This is a genomic window from Parahoeflea alexandrii, assembly GCF_027214025.1.
In the GTDB taxonomy this organism is placed as follows: domain Bacteria; phylum Pseudomonadota; class Alphaproteobacteria; order Rhizobiales; family Rhizobiaceae; genus Hoeflea; species Hoeflea alexandrii_A.
Map to the genome: position 1 here is coordinate 166390 of NZ_JAPWHB010000008.1, position 17711 is coordinate 184100.

The 17711-nt window shown below is 60.8% G+C and carries 19 protein-coding genes; 10 read left to right on the top strand and 9 right to left on the bottom strand.

Annotated features, from left to right (window positions below):
• The first annotated feature begins 123 nt into the window (after positions 1-123).
• From O4H62_RS23470 to O4H62_RS23485, 4 genes are all read left to right on the top strand, one after another.
• The gene (locus O4H62_RS23470; RefSeq protein WP_269391305.1) at positions 124-1128 is read left to right on the top strand and encodes a DctP family TRAP transporter solute-binding subunit; all 1005 of its coding nucleotides are present in this window, start codon (positions 124-126) and stop codon (positions 1126-1128) included.
• A gap of 80 nt (positions 1129-1208) precedes the next feature.
• Positions 1209-1889, top strand: coding sequence for a TRAP transporter small permease (locus tag O4H62_RS23475; RefSeq protein WP_269391306.1), 681 nt, complete (start codon positions 1209-1211; stop codon positions 1887-1889).
• A gap of 6 nt (positions 1890-1895) precedes the next feature.
• Entirely contained in the window at positions 1896-3512 is a 1617-nt protein-coding gene (locus O4H62_RS23480; RefSeq protein WP_269391307.1) for a TRAP transporter large permease, read from the top strand.
• 212 nt (positions 3513-3724) lie between these two features.
• Entirely contained in the window at positions 3725-4345 is a 621-nt protein-coding gene (locus tag O4H62_RS23485) for a LysE family translocator (RefSeq protein ID WP_269391309.1), read from the top strand.
• 203 nt (positions 4346-4548) lie between these two features.
• Here the strand turns inward: O4H62_RS23485 and O4H62_RS23490 are convergent, their stop codons facing one another.
• Entirely contained in the window at positions 4549-5727 is a 1179-nt protein-coding gene (locus O4H62_RS23490; RefSeq protein ID WP_269391360.1) for a pyridoxal phosphate-dependent aminotransferase, read from the bottom strand.
• A gap of 83 nt (positions 5728-5810) precedes the next feature.
• Here O4H62_RS23490 and O4H62_RS23495 point away from each other — a divergent pair, with 83 nt between their 5' ends.
• From O4H62_RS23495 to O4H62_RS23505, 3 genes are all read left to right on the top strand, one after another.
• Entirely contained in the window at positions 5811-6491 is a 681-nt protein-coding gene (locus O4H62_RS23495; RefSeq protein WP_269391310.1) for a GNAT family N-acetyltransferase, read from the top strand.
• Positions 6488-6940 carry a GNAT family N-acetyltransferase gene (locus O4H62_RS23500; RefSeq protein WP_269391312.1) on the top strand — a complete coding sequence of 151 codons (453 nt, stop codon included), beginning with the start codon at positions 6488-6490 and terminating at the stop codon, positions 6938-6940. The genes O4H62_RS23495 and O4H62_RS23500 overlap by 4 nt, the downstream gene beginning before the upstream one ends.
• Positions 6941-7057: 117 nt before the next feature.
• Positions 7058-7282, top strand: a complete 225-nt coding sequence (locus tag O4H62_RS23505) for a hypothetical protein (protein WP_269391313.1) — start codon at positions 7058-7060, stop codon at positions 7280-7282.
• Between the two features lie 24 nt (positions 7283-7306).
• Here O4H62_RS23505 and O4H62_RS23510 read toward each other — a convergent pair whose 3' ends face one another.
• The 3 genes from O4H62_RS23510 to O4H62_RS23520 form a co-directional block, all read right to left on the bottom strand.
• The gene (locus O4H62_RS23510; RefSeq protein ID WP_269391315.1) at positions 7307-8344 is read right to left on the bottom strand and encodes a nickel/cobalt transporter; all 1038 of its coding nucleotides are present in this window, start codon (positions 8342-8344) and stop codon (positions 7307-7309) included.
• Entirely contained in the window at positions 8341-9000 is a 660-nt protein-coding gene (locus O4H62_RS23515; RefSeq protein WP_430538509.1) for a DUF1007 family protein, read from the bottom strand. Before O4H62_RS23515 ends, O4H62_RS23510 begins: the two co-directional genes overlap by 4 nt.
• A gap of 116 nt (positions 9001-9116) precedes the next feature.
• A complete protein-coding gene (locus O4H62_RS23520) occupies positions 9117-10010 on the bottom strand; it encodes a LysR family transcriptional regulator (RefSeq protein WP_269391316.1) in 894 nt (297 codons plus the stop codon).
• Positions 10011-10554: 544 nt separating this feature from the next.
• On the opposite strand from O4H62_RS23520, the gene odc2 reads away from it, so the two are divergent.
• Together odc2 and O4H62_RS23530 are read left to right on the top strand one after the other, a co-directional pair.
• Entirely contained in the window at positions 10555-11688 is a 1134-nt protein-coding gene (odc2, locus tag O4H62_RS23525; RefSeq protein WP_269391317.1) for an ornithine/lysine decarboxylase, read from the top strand.
• Positions 11689-11788: 100 nt separating this feature from the next.
• On the top strand, positions 11789-12367 hold the full coding sequence (locus O4H62_RS23530) for a GNAT family N-acetyltransferase (protein WP_269391318.1): 579 nt from the start codon (positions 11789-11791) through the stop codon (positions 12365-12367).
• A 12-nt stretch (positions 12368-12379) separates the two neighbouring features.
• Here O4H62_RS23530 and O4H62_RS23535 read toward each other — a convergent pair whose 3' ends face one another.
• From O4H62_RS23535 to O4H62_RS23545, 3 genes are all read right to left on the bottom strand, one after another.
• Positions 12380-12622, bottom strand: a complete 243-nt coding sequence (locus O4H62_RS23535) for a hypothetical protein (protein WP_269391319.1) — start codon at positions 12620-12622, stop codon at positions 12380-12382.
• A 124-nt stretch (positions 12623-12746) separates the two neighbouring features.
• Positions 12747-14363, bottom strand: a complete 1617-nt coding sequence (locus tag O4H62_RS23540; protein WP_269391320.1) for a GMC family oxidoreductase — start codon at positions 14361-14363, stop codon at positions 12747-12749.
• A gap of 48 nt (positions 14364-14411) precedes the next feature.
• Positions 14412-14855, bottom strand: a complete 444-nt coding sequence (locus O4H62_RS23545; protein ID WP_269391321.1) for a sugar dehydrogenase complex small subunit — start codon at positions 14853-14855, stop codon at positions 14412-14414.
• Between the two features lie 297 nt (positions 14856-15152).
• Here O4H62_RS23545 and O4H62_RS23550 point away from each other — a divergent pair, with 297 nt between their 5' ends.
• Positions 15153-15599 (top strand): glyoxalase superfamily protein, encoded by a 447-nt coding sequence (locus O4H62_RS23550; RefSeq protein WP_269391322.1) that lies wholly within the window; start codon positions 15153-15155, stop codon positions 15597-15599.
• A 7-nt stretch (positions 15600-15606) separates the two neighbouring features.
• Here the strand turns inward: O4H62_RS23550 and O4H62_RS23555 are convergent, their stop codons facing one another.
• On the bottom strand, positions 15607-16596 hold the full coding sequence (locus O4H62_RS23555) for a WD40 repeat domain-containing protein (RefSeq protein ID WP_269391323.1): 990 nt from the start codon (positions 16594-16596) through the stop codon (positions 15607-15609).
• 13 nt (positions 16597-16609) lie between these two features.
• Complete coding sequence (locus O4H62_RS23560) at positions 16610-17698, bottom strand: CobW family GTP-binding protein (protein ID WP_269391324.1); 1089 nt, start codon at positions 17696-17698, stop codon at positions 16610-16612.
• Positions 17699-17711: the final 13 nt, after the last annotated feature.

Sequence of the window (17711 nt, forward strand, 5' to 3'; positions counted from 1 at the left end):
AATGCGATGGACGGGAGGACATCGCCGGGGGGTGCCGGGGCAATGGCCCGGACTTTCCGGTATTCTCCGGTCTCCGCTTCGCTTGACAAGTTCCGGGCATCTTGCCCCAGTGGAGGATATCTCATGAAAAAGCTTCTTCTCGGCGCCGTTTCCGCCGCCGCACTCCTTTTCACCGCCAATGCCGCTTCGGCCAATTGCGACGATGGCGAAATGGTCATCAAGTTCAGCCATGTGGTGGCCGCGACCGGTCACCCGAAGGGCGACGCCGCAACGCTCCTGGCCGAGCGGGTCAACTCGGAAATGAACGGCAAGGCCTGCATGGAAGTCTTCGCCAACTCGACGCTGTTCGACGATGACAAGGTTCTCGAAGCCCTGCTCTTGGGCGATGTCCAGCTCGCAGCACCGTCGCTGTCGAAGTTCGAGGCCTACACGCTGAAGTACCGGCTGTTCGACCTGCCGTTCCTGTTCGCCAGCCTCAAGGCGGTTGACGCTTTCACCCAGTCGGATGCCGGCAAGGGCTTGCTGACCGTGATGGAAGACGTTGGCTACACCGGCCTGGGCTACTGGTCTTCGGGCCTCAAGCAGTTCTCGGCAAACAAGCCATTGCTGGTCCCTTCCGATGCCAATGGCCTGAAGTTCCGCGTCCAGACCTCCGATGTCGCCGTGGCGATGATCGAAGCCATGGGCGGCTCGGCCCAGAAGCTCGCCTTCAAGGAAGTCTACGGCGCGCTACAGACCGGCGTTGTCGACGGACAGGAAAACTCCTGGTCGAACATCTACACCCAGAAGTTCTTCGAAGTGCAGGATGGCGTGACGGAAACCAACCACCAGCTTCTGGCCTATCTGCTGGTCACTTCGACCGAATGGCTCAACAGCCTCGAGCCCGACGTGCGTGACCAGTTCGTCACGATCGCAAACGAAGTGACGATCGAAGCCAATGCTGCTGTTGCTGCAACGGAAGCCAAGAACCGCCAGAACATCCTCGATGCGGGCGGCACGATCCGCGAACTCAGCGCCGAGCAGCGCAAGGCCTGGGTCGACGCCATGAAGCCGGTCTGGACCAAGTTCGAAGGCGACATCGGCGCCGATCTGATCGACGCTGCAGTGGCCTCAAACGACGCCAGCTAAGCATGCCAGGTGGATCCGGGGGGCAACTCCCGGATCCACCGAACTGACTGCCGGCGGCATCCGGCAACTGGGGGGACGCCATGAATACCTACTTGCCTTATCTCATCATGATCGTGGTGATTGCGCTGTTCTGGCTTGCAGAGCGCCGCAATCCCGACTCGGTCACCCGGTTTGAGGAAAATGTCCTCGGCGTCATCCTGGCGCTGATCACCATAGTCTCGTTTACGCAGGTCGTCGCCCGTTATGGCTTCAACAGCGGCTGGGGCGGCGCACTTGAGTTCACCCGGATCCTGTTTGCCTGGATGATCCTGTTCGGCATGAGTTACGGTCTGAAGCAGGGCATGCATCTGGGTGTCGATGCGCTGTTGCGGCTTTTCCCCAAGCCGGTGTTTCGTTTCTTCGCCATCTTCGGCGCGGTCTGCGCCTTTCTCTATGCAGCGATCCTGATCAATTCGACCTGGCTCGGGATCTTCGGCGCGGATACCAGCGGCGGAGCAATGGTCTACTGGTCGAAAATGTACCAGATCGGCATCGGCCTCGATGACCTGCGCTATCCGGAGTGGATGCAGGATACATTCGGGGTCAAGGAGCGCGTGCAGCGCTGGATTGCCTATCTGATCCTCCCCATCGGACTGGGCCTGTTCGGCTTCCGTGCGCTGCAGGCGATGGTCGCGATCTGGCGCGGTGAGCGTGAACTGATCATTGCCGGACATGAGGCCGAAGACCTCGTTGCCGAAAACCGCAACGTGTTGAAGGACTGATCCGCCATGGAAACCGCAATCCTGTTTGTTCTCGTTCTCGGACTGTTGTTCGTCGGCGTACCGGTGGCCGTGTCGCTGGGGCTCTCGTCGATCATTCTGATCGCCTTTTTCTCAAAAGACTCGATGTCCTCGGTGGCCATCCAGTTGTTCACGGCATCGCAGAACTATACACTGCTGGCCATCCCGTTCTTTGTGTTGGCATCGGCGTTCATGTCGACCGGCGGCGTGGCCAAGCGCATCATCCGCTTCGCCATCGCAACGGTCGGGCATTTCCGCGGCGGGCTGGCCATGGCCAGCGTGCTCGCCTGCATGCTGTTTGCGGCCTTGTCCGGATCGTCGCCCGCCACCGTGGTCGCCATCGGCACCATCGCAATCGCCGGCATGCGGCAGGTGGGATATTCCAAGGAGTTCGCGGCCGGCATCATTGCCAATGCCGGAACGCTGGGCATTCTCATTCCGCCTTCGATCGTCATGGTGGTCTATGCCGCGGCAACCGACGTGTCCGTCGGGCGGATGTTCCTTGCCGGCGTGATCCCGGGAGTTGTCGCGGGTCTCATGTTGATGATCGCGATCTACGTGGTGGCGCGGGTCAAGGGACTGCCATCCGAGCCCTGGCGCGGGTTTGGCGAGATCGTCGCTGGCGGCAAGGATGCGGGCTGGGGTCTTTTCCTGATCATCATCATCATCGGCGGCATTTATGGCGGGGTCTTCACCCCGACCGAGGCTGCCGCCGTGGCGGCGGTCTATTCCTTCTTTATCGCGATCTTCATCTATCGCGACATGGGGCCGATGGCCGGAATTACGTGGGTTAACGACACGGATTCGCGCCGGGCGCGGGCCGGGTTTTCCGGCGTGGTCTATGCGGTGGCCTTCTATTTCGTCTGGATGATCCTGTCGTTCTTTGCCACCAGCAATTCCGAGACGGTTACCTTTGCCGGCCGCTCCAATCTCGGTCTTGCCATCTCGTTTGCTATCCTGGTCGCCTATACGGCCTGGCGTGGCGAGAAGGGTCTCGCCGGGGTGCCTTCGGCGCTGGCAGCGGGCCTGCCGATCTGGGGCCGCAACCTGTCGCTCATGGGCCGCAATTTCGGCAAGGCCTTCTTCAACGAAGATACGCGCAAGGTAATGGTGGACGCATCCAAGACCACCATCATGCTGATGTTCATCATCGTCAACGCCCTGCTGTTTGCCCATGTGCTGACCTCCGAGCGGATCCCCGACGCGATCACAGACCTGATGCTGGGCTACGGCTTTACCTGGTTCACCTTCCTGATTGCCGTCAACGTGCTGCTGTTGATAGGCGGTCAGTTCATGGAACCCTCGGGCCTGCTTCTGATTGTGGCGCCGGTGGTGTTCCCGATCGCGATGGAGTTGGGCGTCGATCCGGTGCATCTCGGCATCATCATGGTGGTCAATATGGAGATCGGCATGATCACGCCGCCGATCGGGCTCAACTTGTTCGTCACCTCCGGAATCACCGGCATGAGCCTGGTACAGGTGGTGCGCGCGGCGCTGCCATTCGTTGCGGTGCTGTTCCTGTTCCTGATCATCGTGACCTATGTGCCGGCGATGTCGACATGGTTGCCCTACAGCCTGATGGGGCCGGAGATCGTCACCAGATAGGCAGTTGGGTGCCTTGGACAAAGAAAACCCAAACCAGACTGACCGGGGCGCGAAAGCGCCCCGTTTTTCGTGCATGGCCGATATGCGCCATTCTGCCGGTGTTGGCTGGACGGCGCTCTTCTCCTGATCAACTCCGGTGATGGCTGGCTTCAGAAAAAGTCATTGGTCGCCGCGTTGTGCTTGCCCCTGTCCGATGCCATGCTGGCCTAACGATGAGCGATATCAACTTTCCCCTGATCATGACCGCGGCGCTGCTGGCGACCGCCAGCCCGGGACCGTCCACTCTGGCGATAGCCGGAACCGCGATGGCGCACGGGCGACGACAGGCGCTGGCACTGGTAGCCGGCATCGTTTGCGGCTCCTGGAGTTGGTCGGTGGCTGCGGCGCTCGGACTTGGCGCCGTCATGCAGGCCAATGCTTGGGTCTTCGAAGTGCTGCGCTATTGTGGCGCCGGGTACCTGCTGTTTCTGGCCTATAAAAGCGCTCGCAGCGCCCTTTCGCCGGTCCAGGCGAAACTCCGTTCGGTTTCCGCGGGAAGTTACAGGTCCGCCTATGGCAAGGGGTTGGCGATGCATCTGACCAATCCCAAGGCGATCCTGTTCTTCGGAGCCTTGTTTTCGGTCGGTGTTCCGGTTTCCGCATCGCCGCTGGAAATCGGTTCGGTGGTTATTGTTGTCGGACTGCAGAGCCTGATGGTCTTTGTGGCCTATGCGCTGCTGTTTTCCAGCGGCCGGATCGTGGCGGTCTATCTGCGCCTCCGGCGATGGTTCGAGGGCGTGTTCGCTGTTGCCTTTGGACTTGCCGGATTAACCCTTCTGACCAGAAGGCTGTGATTGCACGGCATCGCCCTGACCGGTCAGGACAAGTAATTCGTGACGCGGAACTGCCACGATTGTGCAGCGGCGGGTCAAAAAAGGCTATTTCCCGTTTAGACATCGTTAACTTTTAAAGCGCACCCTGATGATCAGACATGCCACTTCACTCCTCCCAAGAACGGCATGACGGATGAGGGCGGCGAAAGCCGCCCTTTATCTGTTCAGGGTCTGGTTGTTCTCAGAAACTCGCCGATCCGCAAGATTGCGCTTTCGATGTTGTTGTCGGAATTGGCGCAGGATACCCGGATGTAGCCCTCCCCAAGAATGCCGAAATCCGGACCTCCGATCAGCGCAACCCCGGCCTCTTCCAGCAGCGCACTGGCAAGCTTCTTGGCTTTCCAGCCGGTGGCCGAGATGTTGGGGAATGCGTAGAAAGCGCCCTTGGGCAGGATGCATGACACACCCGGCAAGCCGTTGAGCAGATCGGTGACCAGCCGGCGGCGGCGGTCGAACGCCGTGAGCATCTCGGCCACGGCATCCTGCGGACCGTCGATTGCGGCAATGCCGGCAAATTGCGACGGCGCGTTGACGCAGGACCAGCAGTTGACGGCAAGCTTGCGAACATAACCGATCAGACAGTCCGGCCAGATCGACCAGCCCATGCGCCAACCGGTCATGGCCCAGGTCTTGGACCAGCCGTTGAGAACGATCAGCCGGTCGCGGATCTCCGGATAGGCGAGCAGCGAGGTGTGCTTCTCGCCGTCATAGGTCATGACATCGTAGATTTCATCCGACAGGATGGCGACCTGAGGGTGCGCGGCTAGGCCGGCGACAAGCTTGTCGATTTCTGCTTTCGGCGTAACGCCGCCGGTGGGGTTTGCCGGAGAATTCAGGATGAGCAGCCGTGTTTGCGGTGTTATCAGGGACAGGGTTTCTTCGGCGGAAAAAGCGAAACCGTTCTCTTCGCGCATCGGCACGGGGATCGGGTTGGCGCCGACATGCTCGATCATAGAGCGGTAGATCGGAAAGCCGGGGTCGGGATAGAGAATATCGACACCCGATTCGCCAAGCATGCGGATTGCGGCGTACATGGTAGGCTTGCCGCCGGGCATGATCATCACGCTGTCGGGCGAAATCTCGACGCCGGTCATGGAAAGCGTTCTGCGGCACACGGCCTCGCGGGTGGCGAGCAGGCCATTGGCCGGGGTGTAGCCATGATGGCCGTCGCGCAAGGCCTTGACCGCGGCCTCGACAATATGGGCCGGTGTCTTGAAGTCCGGCTGGCCGATGCCGAGATTGATGATGTCCCGTCCCTGGTTGGCAAGTTCGGTGGCGCGCGCGAGAACGGCGAAGGCATTCTCCTCGCCGATGCGGTCAAAGGCTGCAACTGGATGGATCATCGAGATTTTCCTGCCGAAGGTGGTTGTCTTGTCCAGTGAACTCATGTCCTATCCCGGCGCGAATTTCAATTCAGGTGACATCAATGCGTGATTTGAGCAAATGGACGGCGCGGCAGGCGCCGACGGGTTTTTCTTCGACCGGGCGGTACGTGATGATCGAGCCGTACCGGCGGGATGTGCATGAAACGGCCCTGTGGCAGGCCCTGGGCGGGGCCTCCGTCAGCGACCTGATCCGCTACTTTCCGAACGGGCCCTATGCGCATTCATCCGAACTTTGCGACTGGCTGGATCGTTCCGGGCGGGAATCGGGCTGGGTCACCTGCATCTTCCGCAGCCGCCGCACCGGAGATGTTGTCGGCATGGCATCGCTGATGCGGCCGGATCCGGCAAACGGTGTGGTGGAAGTCGGCTCGGTGGCGCATGGCGCCGCGATGGCGAGGACGCCGATGTCGACCGAGGCGCATTACCTGATGGCGCGGCACGTGTTCGAGGATCTCGACTACCGCCGCTACGAGTGGAAATGCCACAATGAGAACGGGCCTTCCAAGGTCACCGCCGTACGCTTCGGCTTCCAGTTCGAGGGGGTTTTCCGCCAGCACATCGTCTCGAAGGGTGGTAATCGCGACACGGCCTGGTTCTCGATGATCGATGGCGAGTGGCCGAGCCTCAAGCAGGCTTTCGAAGCGTGGCTTGATCCGTCCAACTTCGGGCCGGATGGCCGACAGAAAATGCGCCTTGAGGATATGAGAGAAGCGCAAGCATGATTGAGTTGCAGCGGGCCTCGGCATTCGACCGGCAGCGTATCGAGGAATTCCAGCGGGCTGCCTATGCACGAACAGAGGCCATAGTCGGTGCGCGGGCGATCCCGCTTGAATGGGACTATGGCCAGGTTCTGGAAGAATGCGAAGTGTGGCTGGATGAAAGCGGCGGTTCGCTCAGGGGCGTGCTCATTCTTCGCATTCGTCAGGACGATGTGTTTCTTGAGTCGATTGCCACCGCGCCAGAAGCGTCTGGTTCGGGACGTGCACGTCTGCTTATGGATGCAACCTTCGAGCGGGCGCGTGAACTCCGCTTGAATCGTGTCGGACTGATTACCAACAGCCTCAACCCGGCGCTTGCGTGGTACAAGCGGATGGGATTCATGGTTGACCTTGAAGAAGTGCAACCAAAGCGCAGTGTCATTCACATGTCGATGCCGGTTCCGGATGCCTGAAACAGGCTGTTGCAGAAAACTGACGGCGCTGGATTGTCACAGGTTGAGCGCAGGTGTTGCAGTGATTGCGAAAAAGCCTATCTGGGGAATGATCGCAGAATTTGGAGGTACAGGCCTGTGAGCGAACCAACGACATCGAACCGCTCTTCAGCCATCGCAGCGGCGGTGATTCTCCTGGGTACCGGGCTTGTTTTCTATTACATGCCGGCGATGATGATGTCGCTGTCGGAAATATCGCCGTGGCTGTCCTATGCGGTGGGGATTTTCTTCGTGCTGGCCTTCTTTGCTGTCTTCTGGCTGCGCGGCAGACGTCAGCGCAGGGATGAGAACAATCCCGATTAGGAAGTTCAGGCCCGAGTAGGACGTTCAGGCTTGCAGCGAAGCCGCAAGCAACAGCAATCCAAGCGCTAAGACGGTGGCCGCGCCAAGGATCTCGATGGTCGTGCCTACCGCACCTCCCATCGAGGCGCCAGCCAGACGCACCGCAGCACCCTTGGCCATGACCGCCAGAGTCGCCAGTGCCGAAACCGTGATCGCAGTGCCCAATGCCATGGCGAAGGCAGAGACAATGCCGGCTATCCAGAGGCCGTTCAGCATCGAGAAGGTGAGCACGATGAGAGCCCCGGAACAGGGTCTCAGCCCGACCGCCACCACCGCGCTCCAGGCTTCGCGCACGCTGAAATCACGGCCCGAAATCAGTTTCGGATCGGGCACGTGAGCATGGCCGCATGAGGCGCAGACTTCTCCGTGAGCGTGCTCATGGTGGTCGTGCCCGTGATGATCATGATGGTGATGATGATCGTGACCTGTTTCGTGGTGGTGCCCGCCATGAGTATGGACATGGGCGACGCTCAATGCGGGGCTGGTCCGCAAGGAGAGCAGCTTCCGGCTGAGAAGCCAGAGGCCGAAAGCGGCAATCAGCGCATAGCTGGCAATCTCCATGAAATGCGTGGCCTCGGTCATGGAAACGGAGAGACCGCGCAGCAGGTAGTAGGCGACGCCGACCACGGTTACGGCGGTGAGAGCCTGCAGCATGGACGACAGCAGCGCGAGCACCACACCGCGCTTCAGCGCCACTTCATTGGCGATCATGTAGGATGAGATCACCGCCTTGCCGTGGCCCGGTCCGGCCGCATGGAAGACGCCATAGAGAAAGGAGAGACTGACCAGCCCCCACATTTGCCAGGGATCCGAACGCATGGCCTTCAGCGCACCGGTCAGGGACCGGTAGAAAGCCTGCTGCTGCTGATTGACCCACTGCAGGATGGAACCGCCAAAACCGGTTGGCGTTATCGCCGGCTCGGCCGATCCGATGCCCAAGGAGGATTGGGCGTGCGCCGCGCCTGCCAGCAGGGCAAGCGCGATCGCCGTGGTCAGAACCAAACGCGCGGAACCTGATTTCATTTGCAATCGAGCTCCAGCCGTGTGGCAAGCAGTTTTGACAAATCGCTGCTCTGGGTGGTTTCAAAGAAGGCTTCGGTGAGCGAGGCCTGATTCTGGGCAATGATTTCGTCCGGATCAGGGCGCACAACCTTGCTGGCGCATTGGCCGGTCGACCCGCCTGTCACCATCATGTCCTCATCATTGATGAAATCCAGCGCCGCATACATGGTCGGATCGAACACGCCGACGGCAATCTTGCCGCTCAACTGCAGTTCCTTCGCGGGGACAACGGCGAAGAACATCAGCAACTGCCCGTCCTGGTAATCGACCTTGATTGCTTCGGGCAACGCGATGGCTGCATCCTTCCCGTCGACGGAGACATTGATATAGTAATCGAACTCGGCGAGGGACTGGGTGACCATGTCGCTGATGCTTGCGAGTTCGCCGGCGTCGAGCTTGAGATCGGCGTTTTCGTCAAAATCAAGAATCACGCTTGCGGAAAAGACCTCGTCGAACCGCCAGACGTTGCGCAGTTCGGTGACGCGGCCGTCAGCCGAAGTGTCAATTTCCAGGCGGGCTTCGGCGAACACATGGGGATGAGCCGATGCGGGGCCGGACAAAAACAAGCCTGCAACCGCCGCCATAGCCGGTAATCGCCACATCGTAAGACTGTTCATGGTTTCCCGACCTGTCCGTGGTTCTGTGGTGTTGGTTCAGTCCTCGTCGCATTGAATATGGTCGAAATTTCGGCACGCACCAGACCCCCGCGACAATTGGAATCACCGGGCTTAAATCACTGGGCGTTCTTGAACCACTGGGTCAGATAATCGACGAAGGCGCGAACCTTGGCCGGCAGATAGCGGCGATGTGGGTAGATGGCGTAGATTCCGCGGTCGTTCGATCGATAATCCTCGAGAATGGGCACCAGCGTGCCGCTTGGCTGGCGTTCCCGGAAAATGAAGTCCGGCAGGACAGCAACCCCGAGTCCGGCTTCGGCGGCGCGCATGGCCGTGAGCGGGCTGTTGACCTCAAGGCGTCCGTGAACGGTCACCGGGATGGTGGAGCCGTCAGGGGCGTCAAAACGCCAGTTGTTGAGGAACCTGCCATTGGTGTCGATGATACAGGGAATGCCGGAGAGCTGTGAGGGGTGGGTGATTGGGCCATATTTCTCGATAAACTCGGGCGACGCACACGGAATCAGCGAAAACGCCGACAGCTTGCGGGCGATCAGTCCCGAATCCTCGAGCTTGGTGATGCGGATCGCCACATCATAGCCTTCCTCGACAAGATCGACAAAACGGTCGTCGGAGATGACTTCGAGCGTGATGTCGGGGTGTGCCGCGGCAAAATCGATCAGCGACCGTCCAATAGCCGCGTCGGCGAAGGTACGCGGGGCCGAAACACGGATCCGGCCCTTGAGGTCGGTTGCACCTTCGCGCACCAGATCGGCGAGATTGTCGATTTCCTTGAGGATGTCGGAGGCGGTGCGATAGTAGGTGTGTCCGGCCTCGGTCAGCGAAAATTGCCGGGTTGTGCGGTTGAGCAGCAAAGCCCCCAGATCGTCTTCCAGTTCGCGGACATATTTCGACAATAGCGCCTTGGAGCGTCCGACCTTTCGCGCCGCGGCTGAAAATCCCTCCGCCTCGACCACATCGATGAAAGCGCGGATCCGTGTCAATGTGTCCATATGCTGCTGGTCCTTGCGGTTCGCGCCGGCCTGTTCACTAAAACCGTCATCATTGTTTGAACGATAGGGCATATTCGTTCAGCAAACATGTTTTTCAAGGGCAGCGTGAGAAAACACTTGATTGCGACAGTTGAAAACCATACATGCGTGTTGCCCAAAGTCGCACGTGCCTGTGGGTGTCCGCCGACCCTCGTTATGGTGAGGAATCGGTAAGGTACCTGGAACTAACCCCTCCAGTCGTTTCTCCGGCCATCCGGAAGAGCGAGGACATCTTGAAGCAACGACGGTGCGGGCCTTTCTGGTGTCTGCCGGCTTTCCAACAGCCGGGGTTACTGAAGAGGCACACCTTCATTGCCGGAAGTGCGGTCGGGTTCTCCCTCCAATCCAAGGCAGACAAGAGCGAACCAACGCCCTGACCGGCGTGGTTTACCGACGCATCAAGCGTACACTCAGTGCTCCGGTTCCTCCAAAGGCCGGGTCTGCAAGTGGCCGTACGATGCTCTGTCTAGATATGGCCCGAAAAGGGCCGGGAACGGAGCACCCGATGACGACTGCACGCATTCTCGATTTCATTCGCACCCGACGTCCTGACGGCCCCTGCCTGGTGGTCGACCTCGATGTGGTGCGCGACAATTTCCAGTCATTCCGCAAGGCATTGCCGGACAGCGCGATCTTCTATGCGGTGAAAGCCAACCCCGCGCCGGAAATCCTGCGCTTGCTTGCCAACCTGGGTTCTAACTTCGATTGCGCTTCCGTGGCCGAAATCGAAATGGCGCTCAAGGCCGGTGCAACCGCCAACCGGGTTTCCTATGGCAACACCATCAAGAAAGAACGCGACATTGCGCGTGCCCATGCACTTGGCGTTTCGATGTTTGCCGTCGACAGCCACGAGGAAGTCGAAAAGATCGCTCGCGCCGCCCCCGGCGCACGGGTGTTCTGCCGGGTCCTGACCGACGGAGAAGGCGCCGAGTGGCCGCTTTCGCGCAAGTTCGGCTGCGTTCCGCAGATGGCTGTCGATGTGCTCGTCTATGCCCACCAGCTCGGCCTGGTCTCCCACGGCGTCTCGTTCCATGTCGGCTCGCAGATGACCAAGCTCGATGCCTGGGATTCAGCGCTCGGCGACGCAAAGCGCGTGTTCGACAAGCTGGCGCAGCAGGGCATCTTCCTCAAGATGGTCAACATGGGCGGCGGCTTCCCGACCCGTTACCTCAAGGACATTCCGACCGCACAGGCCTACGGACAGTCGATCTTTGCCTCGCTGCGCAAGCATTTCGGCAACCAGCTGCCCGAAACCATCATCGAGCCGGGTCGCGGCATGGTCGGCAATGCCGGCGCCATCAAGGCGGAAGTGGTGCTGGTGTCGCGCAAGTCCGACGAGGATGACGTGCGCTGGGTGTTTCTCGACATCGGCAAGTTCGGCGGGCTGGCTGAAACGATGGATGAAGCCATCCGCTATTCGATCGTGACTGCGCGCGATGGCGACGCGATGGAGCCCTGCGTGCTCGCCGGCCCGACCTGCGATTCCGCCGACGTGCTCTACGAGAAGACCCCCTATCCGATGCCGGTTTCGCTGACCATCGGTGACGAGGTGTTGATCGAAGGCACCGGTGCGTACACCACGACCTATTCGGCGGTTGCCTTCAACGGCTTCGAACCTCTCCGATCCTACGTGATCTGAACGGATTTTTCCGTTCAGATCAGCCCTTCCGCGTGCATGCAGTGCTTGCGGAGGGGCAACTGTGTCCCGTTTTCATGGTGCCGTGGCCGAGGATCCGCCGATGACATCCGATCTCATGATTTTCAGTGAAACAAGCTTTGTCATCGAGGATGAAGCTGAAGGCGATGTTCTGGCGCGTGAAGCCCTGCTTGATCGCGCGATGGGTCCGGGCCGGCGGCGGAAGAGTTCCGAGAAACTCCGCCGCGGCAGGCTGCCTTCGGCCGAGCTCGCATTTGTCGCGCGCAACGGGCCCAGGCAGGTCATCGGCAGTGTGCGGCTTTGGGATGTTGCGGCAGGTGGCAAATCATTGCTCCTCCTCGGCCCGCTCGCTGTCGACGCCTCGATCGAGGGGAAGGGTGTCGGCTCCGCGCTGATGCGGCATGCCATCACCCGGGCGAAAGTACAGGGCCATGGCGCCATCATTCTGGTGGGCGATGCGCCTTACTACCGGCGGTTCGGATTTACAGCCGAAACGACCGGCGCGCTGATCATGCCGGGTCCGGTCGAACGAGATCGTTTTCTGGGCCTCGAACTCAAGTCGGGCTATCTCGACCTGCCGGCAGGTTTGCTCGAGGCTTCGGGCCAGCGACTTTCGCGCCGGGTCGCCCGGGACAAAGCCGCACAGCTGCAGGCTGCCTGACAGAACCGCGCGTCAGTATCCCTCGGGAGGCTTGTCACGGGCTATGGTGATATTGCCCTTGCGGCACTTGTAGACACGTTGCGGCGCATTGCTTTCTGTGCCGTAGCGCTCGAATGCCGTGGTGCAATCCGGCGCTTCAGCGTTCCCGCTATCCTTGAAATCGACCGCCGAGCTGGTTTGCTGAACAGCGCCCGGCAGGTCCTTGAAGTTGAGATCCTGGGCGGTGCCCTGGCTGCAAAGCGATCCAAGGAACAAGGCTGCCGATATCAATCGGAGATGGGCGATGGCCTCGCTCCCTTCAGCTGTTCTGTCGAAGCAGAATAGGGGAACCCCGCGAAAATGGCCACTCAGTCTCCGGTCCCGCCTGAACGCCCTCCTGCTACTTGGCCGAGGCGGCGATTGCGTTGACGGACCGCAGCGCCAGTGCGGCGATCGTCAGCGTCGGGTTCGCCGTCGCTGAGGTCGGAAAGGTGCCTGATCCAAGCAGGAACAGGTTCGGATGGTCGAAACTGCGCTGGTCGGAATCGACGACGGCACTCGAAGCGTCGGCGCCCATCCTGACTGTGCCGATGATATGGCCTGCCCCCTGGATGTCGGGAGAGTGCCGGACGTTCTTTGCGCCCAAGGCCTGGAAGACCTCGTCATGGGCTTTTTCGGCAGCCTCGAGACCCTTGCGGGTGTAGTCGTCGAAGTCGTAGTGGATCCGCGGCAGGGGAACGCCGTTGGCGTCTTTCTTTTCCGGGTCGAGAGTTACGCGGTTTTCGGCACTTGGCGACTGTTCCACCAGTGAGGCCAGCCGGATCTGCCGTGAGGCGGCGTCCTTGAGAGCCGCGTCCAGTTCCTCGCCGCGCAAACCCTGAGCGGCAAGATCCGCGGCGGTGCTGGTCGGTGCGCCTGTCGGCCAGCTGTGCCCGTCATTGCCGATCTCGATGCGGAATGCGCCGCGTTCCCTGCGGAAATCGCCATCGCGGAGATTTTCAATTCCCGAGGTCGAGAGCGGGCCACGATATGGAAACACGGGCTCGGCCGCTTCGGCCCAACTGAGCCGCGTGGGGTGATCCATGAGGTTGCGCCCAACCTGATCGGAGCTGTTGGCAACGCCGTTGGGGGCATTTTCCTGGGCCGAGTTCAGTAACAGCCGGGGCGTTTCAACAGCATGTGCGGCGACGATCACGATCTTGCCGGAAGCAGTTCCGGTGCTGCCATCGGCGCGCCGGAAATCGACGGATGCGATCTTTCCGTCATTGCCGACATTCAGCCGGGTAGCGGTGGTTTCCGAATGAATCTGGGCGCCGGCGTTTTCGGCCTGGGCGACATGAACCGTTGCGTCGTACTTGGCCTGGATCGGGCATATCGGGATGCAGGAATTGTTGCCGCAACATTCAGGCCGGTCCTCGCGGTAGACCGAGTTGCGCCCCTGGGGCGTGGACCGCACATGGTAGCGTGTCCCCTCCAGTGCGGAGGCAAAGTGCTTGTCGAGATAGGTCATTGGAATGTTCGGCATCGGGAAGTCGCCGGATCGAGGTGAGCCGAGGTCTTCATCTGAGTTGCCGGCCACGCCGATCTCGTTCTCTGCGGCCAGATAGAACGGCTCAAGATCGTCGTAACCGATCGGCCAGTCCACTGCATGACCGTAGAGCGTTTTCATCTTGAAGTCTGAAGGAAGGTTGCGCAGGGTCGTCCCCAGCCAATGCCAGGTGGTTCCGCCCACGACCTTGATATAGGTTGACTTGAACAGCTCGGGCCCTTGCTGCTGGTAGAAGTCCTCGATCCGGTGAGTGAGGGGGTGCGGGGCTTCCGGATCGTTCGGATAGGGCGATTCGGGAACCTTGATCTTCGCGTTCCAGAACTTCTCCACAGCATCGTAGCGCTCGATGCGCTTTCCGGACTCGAGGAAGGCTACGCTCAGGCCCTTGGCCGCGAGTTTTGCGCCAGCAATGGCTCCCGCCACGCCGGTTCCGATAATCAATACGTCTGCAGTGATGTCATTGGCCATAAAACTGGCTCCCGGTGGTCAAAATAACTTGCGGTGAAGATGTGTTGGTCAACCCGCCGGAGGTTCGGCCCAGTAACCCATCTCTCCGCCGCAGTAGCCCATCGGCTTGGTGAAACTCATCGCCTGCCACATCAGTGCATCCGTGTAGGTCAGGACTTCGCCGCTGTCGGGGTCGGGTGAGACACCGCTGTACCAGGCCGCCACTACCGCGTTGGCAAGCTCCTGATTGTCAGCTCCATCCGCAAGTGCGGAGAGCTCGTCCGCCTTGCCGGTTGCCTTGAAGGCTTCAAGCATGGCGGTTGCGATGTCACTGGAAAGGTCGTCGTGTCGTGTCAATTGTTTTGAGAGGGCAAGAAAATTCTCGGGATCGAGTTCCGCAGCGGAAGCGCTGCCGGGCCATTGCGCAAAGGCGGCCAGGGCGACGGCGGACCCACCGAGGAGAACATGGCGCCGGGTTGACGAAAACTGGCTGGGAATCGTGTCTCGGGGCATGTTTTCTCCTTGCGTTTTCAGTTTGCCAACGCACGGAGACCTGAATGGTTCCCAATCAGGCGGGAAGTCTCCGAAAGATTCTATTCGGGGCCTTGGGCCCCCGCTGTTTCGCTGTCGATTGACATTGTGCGCCGGGATCCCTATCTGGGCGTCTTCGGGTCTGGAGCCCCGGCCGTCCGCAGGCGTGAGCCATGGTGAAGTCTCCAGCTTTCGAGCAGTCACCTTTCTTGATGACATGCCAGACGGTGGAATGCGGACACCCCCAACTGTAAGGCATGTCATGACAGGAGAACTGCCATGCGTGATTCCACGCCACTGCCAAATCTTGGTACATTGAAGGATCAGGCGCGCCGCCTGAGAACACGCCTTGAAGCCAATGGAGACACCATTGGTCATTCCAAGGCACTGGAGCTGATCGCCGCACAATACGGGTTCAACGACTGGAACACGCTGCATGCGGCGCTGGGCAACCGCCCCGGGCCGGAAAGTCTTGTTCCGGGCGCCCGGGTCACCGGCGCCTATCTCGGGCAGCCATTTTCAGCGCGCGTGGTCGGCATTCAGGCGATCACCTCGGCTCCGGGAAATTTCCGGGTGTCGCTGGATCTGGATGAAGCCGTCGACGTGGTCACATTCGACAGCTTCTCGGCTTTCCGGAAGCGGGTCAACGGCGTCATCGGCAAGGATGGCGTCAGCCATGCCCGCACATCCAACGGCCGTCCGCAGCTGGAACTGTCCTGGTCCTGACCGGGGGTTAACCCGCAATGTCGACAACGCCACAATCGCCTGCTTGCGATCCAAACGCGAGCAGGCGGCCTGGCCGGTTCCAGGCCATGGCCGTGACCGGCCCCTTGCCGGGCCGACGCAGCAGGGCTTCCTTGCTGTCGGCAATGCGGACGGCAAGCACCATGCCGTCGCCGAACCCGATGGCGACAAGATCTTCCGCCGGGTGGCATGCAACGCATGTCACCATGGTGTCGGCGCGCTGGCCGAGTTCCAGCGGGGCCTTGCCCATCGGTCCGTCCTTGCCGGAGAAAGGCCAGACGATCGCCGAGGATGCTCCCGACGAGGCGAGCCATTTGCCCTTGTTCGACCAGGACAGGGACTTGATCTTGGCCGGATAGCCGGTCATGCGCATGTGACGCTGTTCACCGCCGGGCTTGCCGTCGAGTTTCCATCCATGCAGCGCGTTTTCCTGCATGGCGGTGACCAGAAACCGCCCGTCGGGGCTGAAAGTCACCTGGTTGTGGGCGCCCTTCCACTCGAAATCGAGAGCCGGGGCGCTGCCCTGGACGAAGACGAGCGAGACGCCGTTGTAGCGCGCCATTGCCAGGCGCAGCCCCTTGGGCGCAAAGGCAAGCCCCTCGATGGTGCGGGCTTCCTCGAAGCTCCGCTCAGTTCCGTCAGAAAGAAGCACCGTTGCCGTCCGCCCGTCGGCAAAGGCCACCGCGCCCTGTGGTCCCGCGGCCACGGCACTCACCCATTTGCGGGCCGGCGCGCGAAGTGTGGTCTCTGTTCCATCGGCATCGAGCCGCATAACCTTGCCGTCCTCGCCGCCGGTCACCAGGCTCTTGCCGTCCCAGCTGACCGCAGTGGCAAGCAGACCGTCGTGCAGGTCGTGGTGTTGGGTTCCATGGTCGAGACGGACCACCTGTCCTGAGGCCAGCGCAAAAACCGGAACATCGTCCAGAAACGCAGCGGCAAGGCAATGGTCGTCGAGATCTATCGGCGCGACAGTCGGCATGACAGGGCGTCCCTCAGGCTTGGCAGGCGAGGAAGGTTCGCTCGAGCTTCTCGCGATCAAGATCCCGGCCGATGAAGACGATGCGGCTTTCGCGCTTTTCGCCCTCCTTCCATGGCCGCTGATGGTCACCCTCGACAATCATGTGCACGCCCTGGATGACATAGCGGTCATCGTCTCCTTCGAACGCGATGATTCCCTTGAGCCTGAGAATGTTGGGGCCTTCCAGCTGGGTGATCTTTTCGATCCAGGGAAAAAACCGCTGCGGATTGACAGGTCCTGCGCGCAACGAAACCGACTGGATCGTCAGATCGTGGATGTCGGAGGGAGCCGCGTGGTCATGGTGATCATGGCCGTGACCGTGATGGTCATGGGCATGATCGTGATGATGATGGTCGTGATCGCAATCCGGGCCGCAGGCATGGTCGGGGTGGTCATGATCGAGGAAATGCGGATCGTTCTCAAGCGCGCGGCTGAGGTCGAACGCCCCCCGGTCAAGCACGGCGTCAAGCGCTACCGCGGCTCGTTCGGTGCGGTGAATCCGGGCCGATGGATTGATTGCCCGCACGGTGCGTTCCACCGCCTCGAGCTCTTCGGGGCTCACCAGATCGGTCTTGTTCAGGATCACAACGTCGGCAAAGGCGATCTGGTCCTCGGCTTCGCGGCTGTCCTTGAGTCTTGCCGGCAGATGCCTTGCGTCCACGAGCGCGACGACGGCATCGAGCCGGGTCTTGGCGCGGACATCATCATCCATGAAGAAAGTCTGGGCGACAGGCACCGGGTCGGCCAATCCGGTTGTCTCGACGATGATGGCGTCAAACCGGCCGGGGCGGCGCATCAGCCCTTCGACGACGCGGATCAGGTCGCCGCGCACGGTGCAGCAGACGCAGCCATTGTTCATCTCGTAGATTTCCTCGTCGGATTCGACGATCAGGTCATTGTCGATGCCGATTTCGCCGAATTCGTTGACGATCACCGCGTAGCGCTTGCCATGGGGTTCGGAAAGGATGCGGTTGAGCAGGGTGGTCTTTCCGGCACCGAGATAGCCGGTCAGGACGGTCACGGGGATGGGGGCCACGGGGCTGGATACTGGCGCTTCGCTCATCGGATCTCTCAGT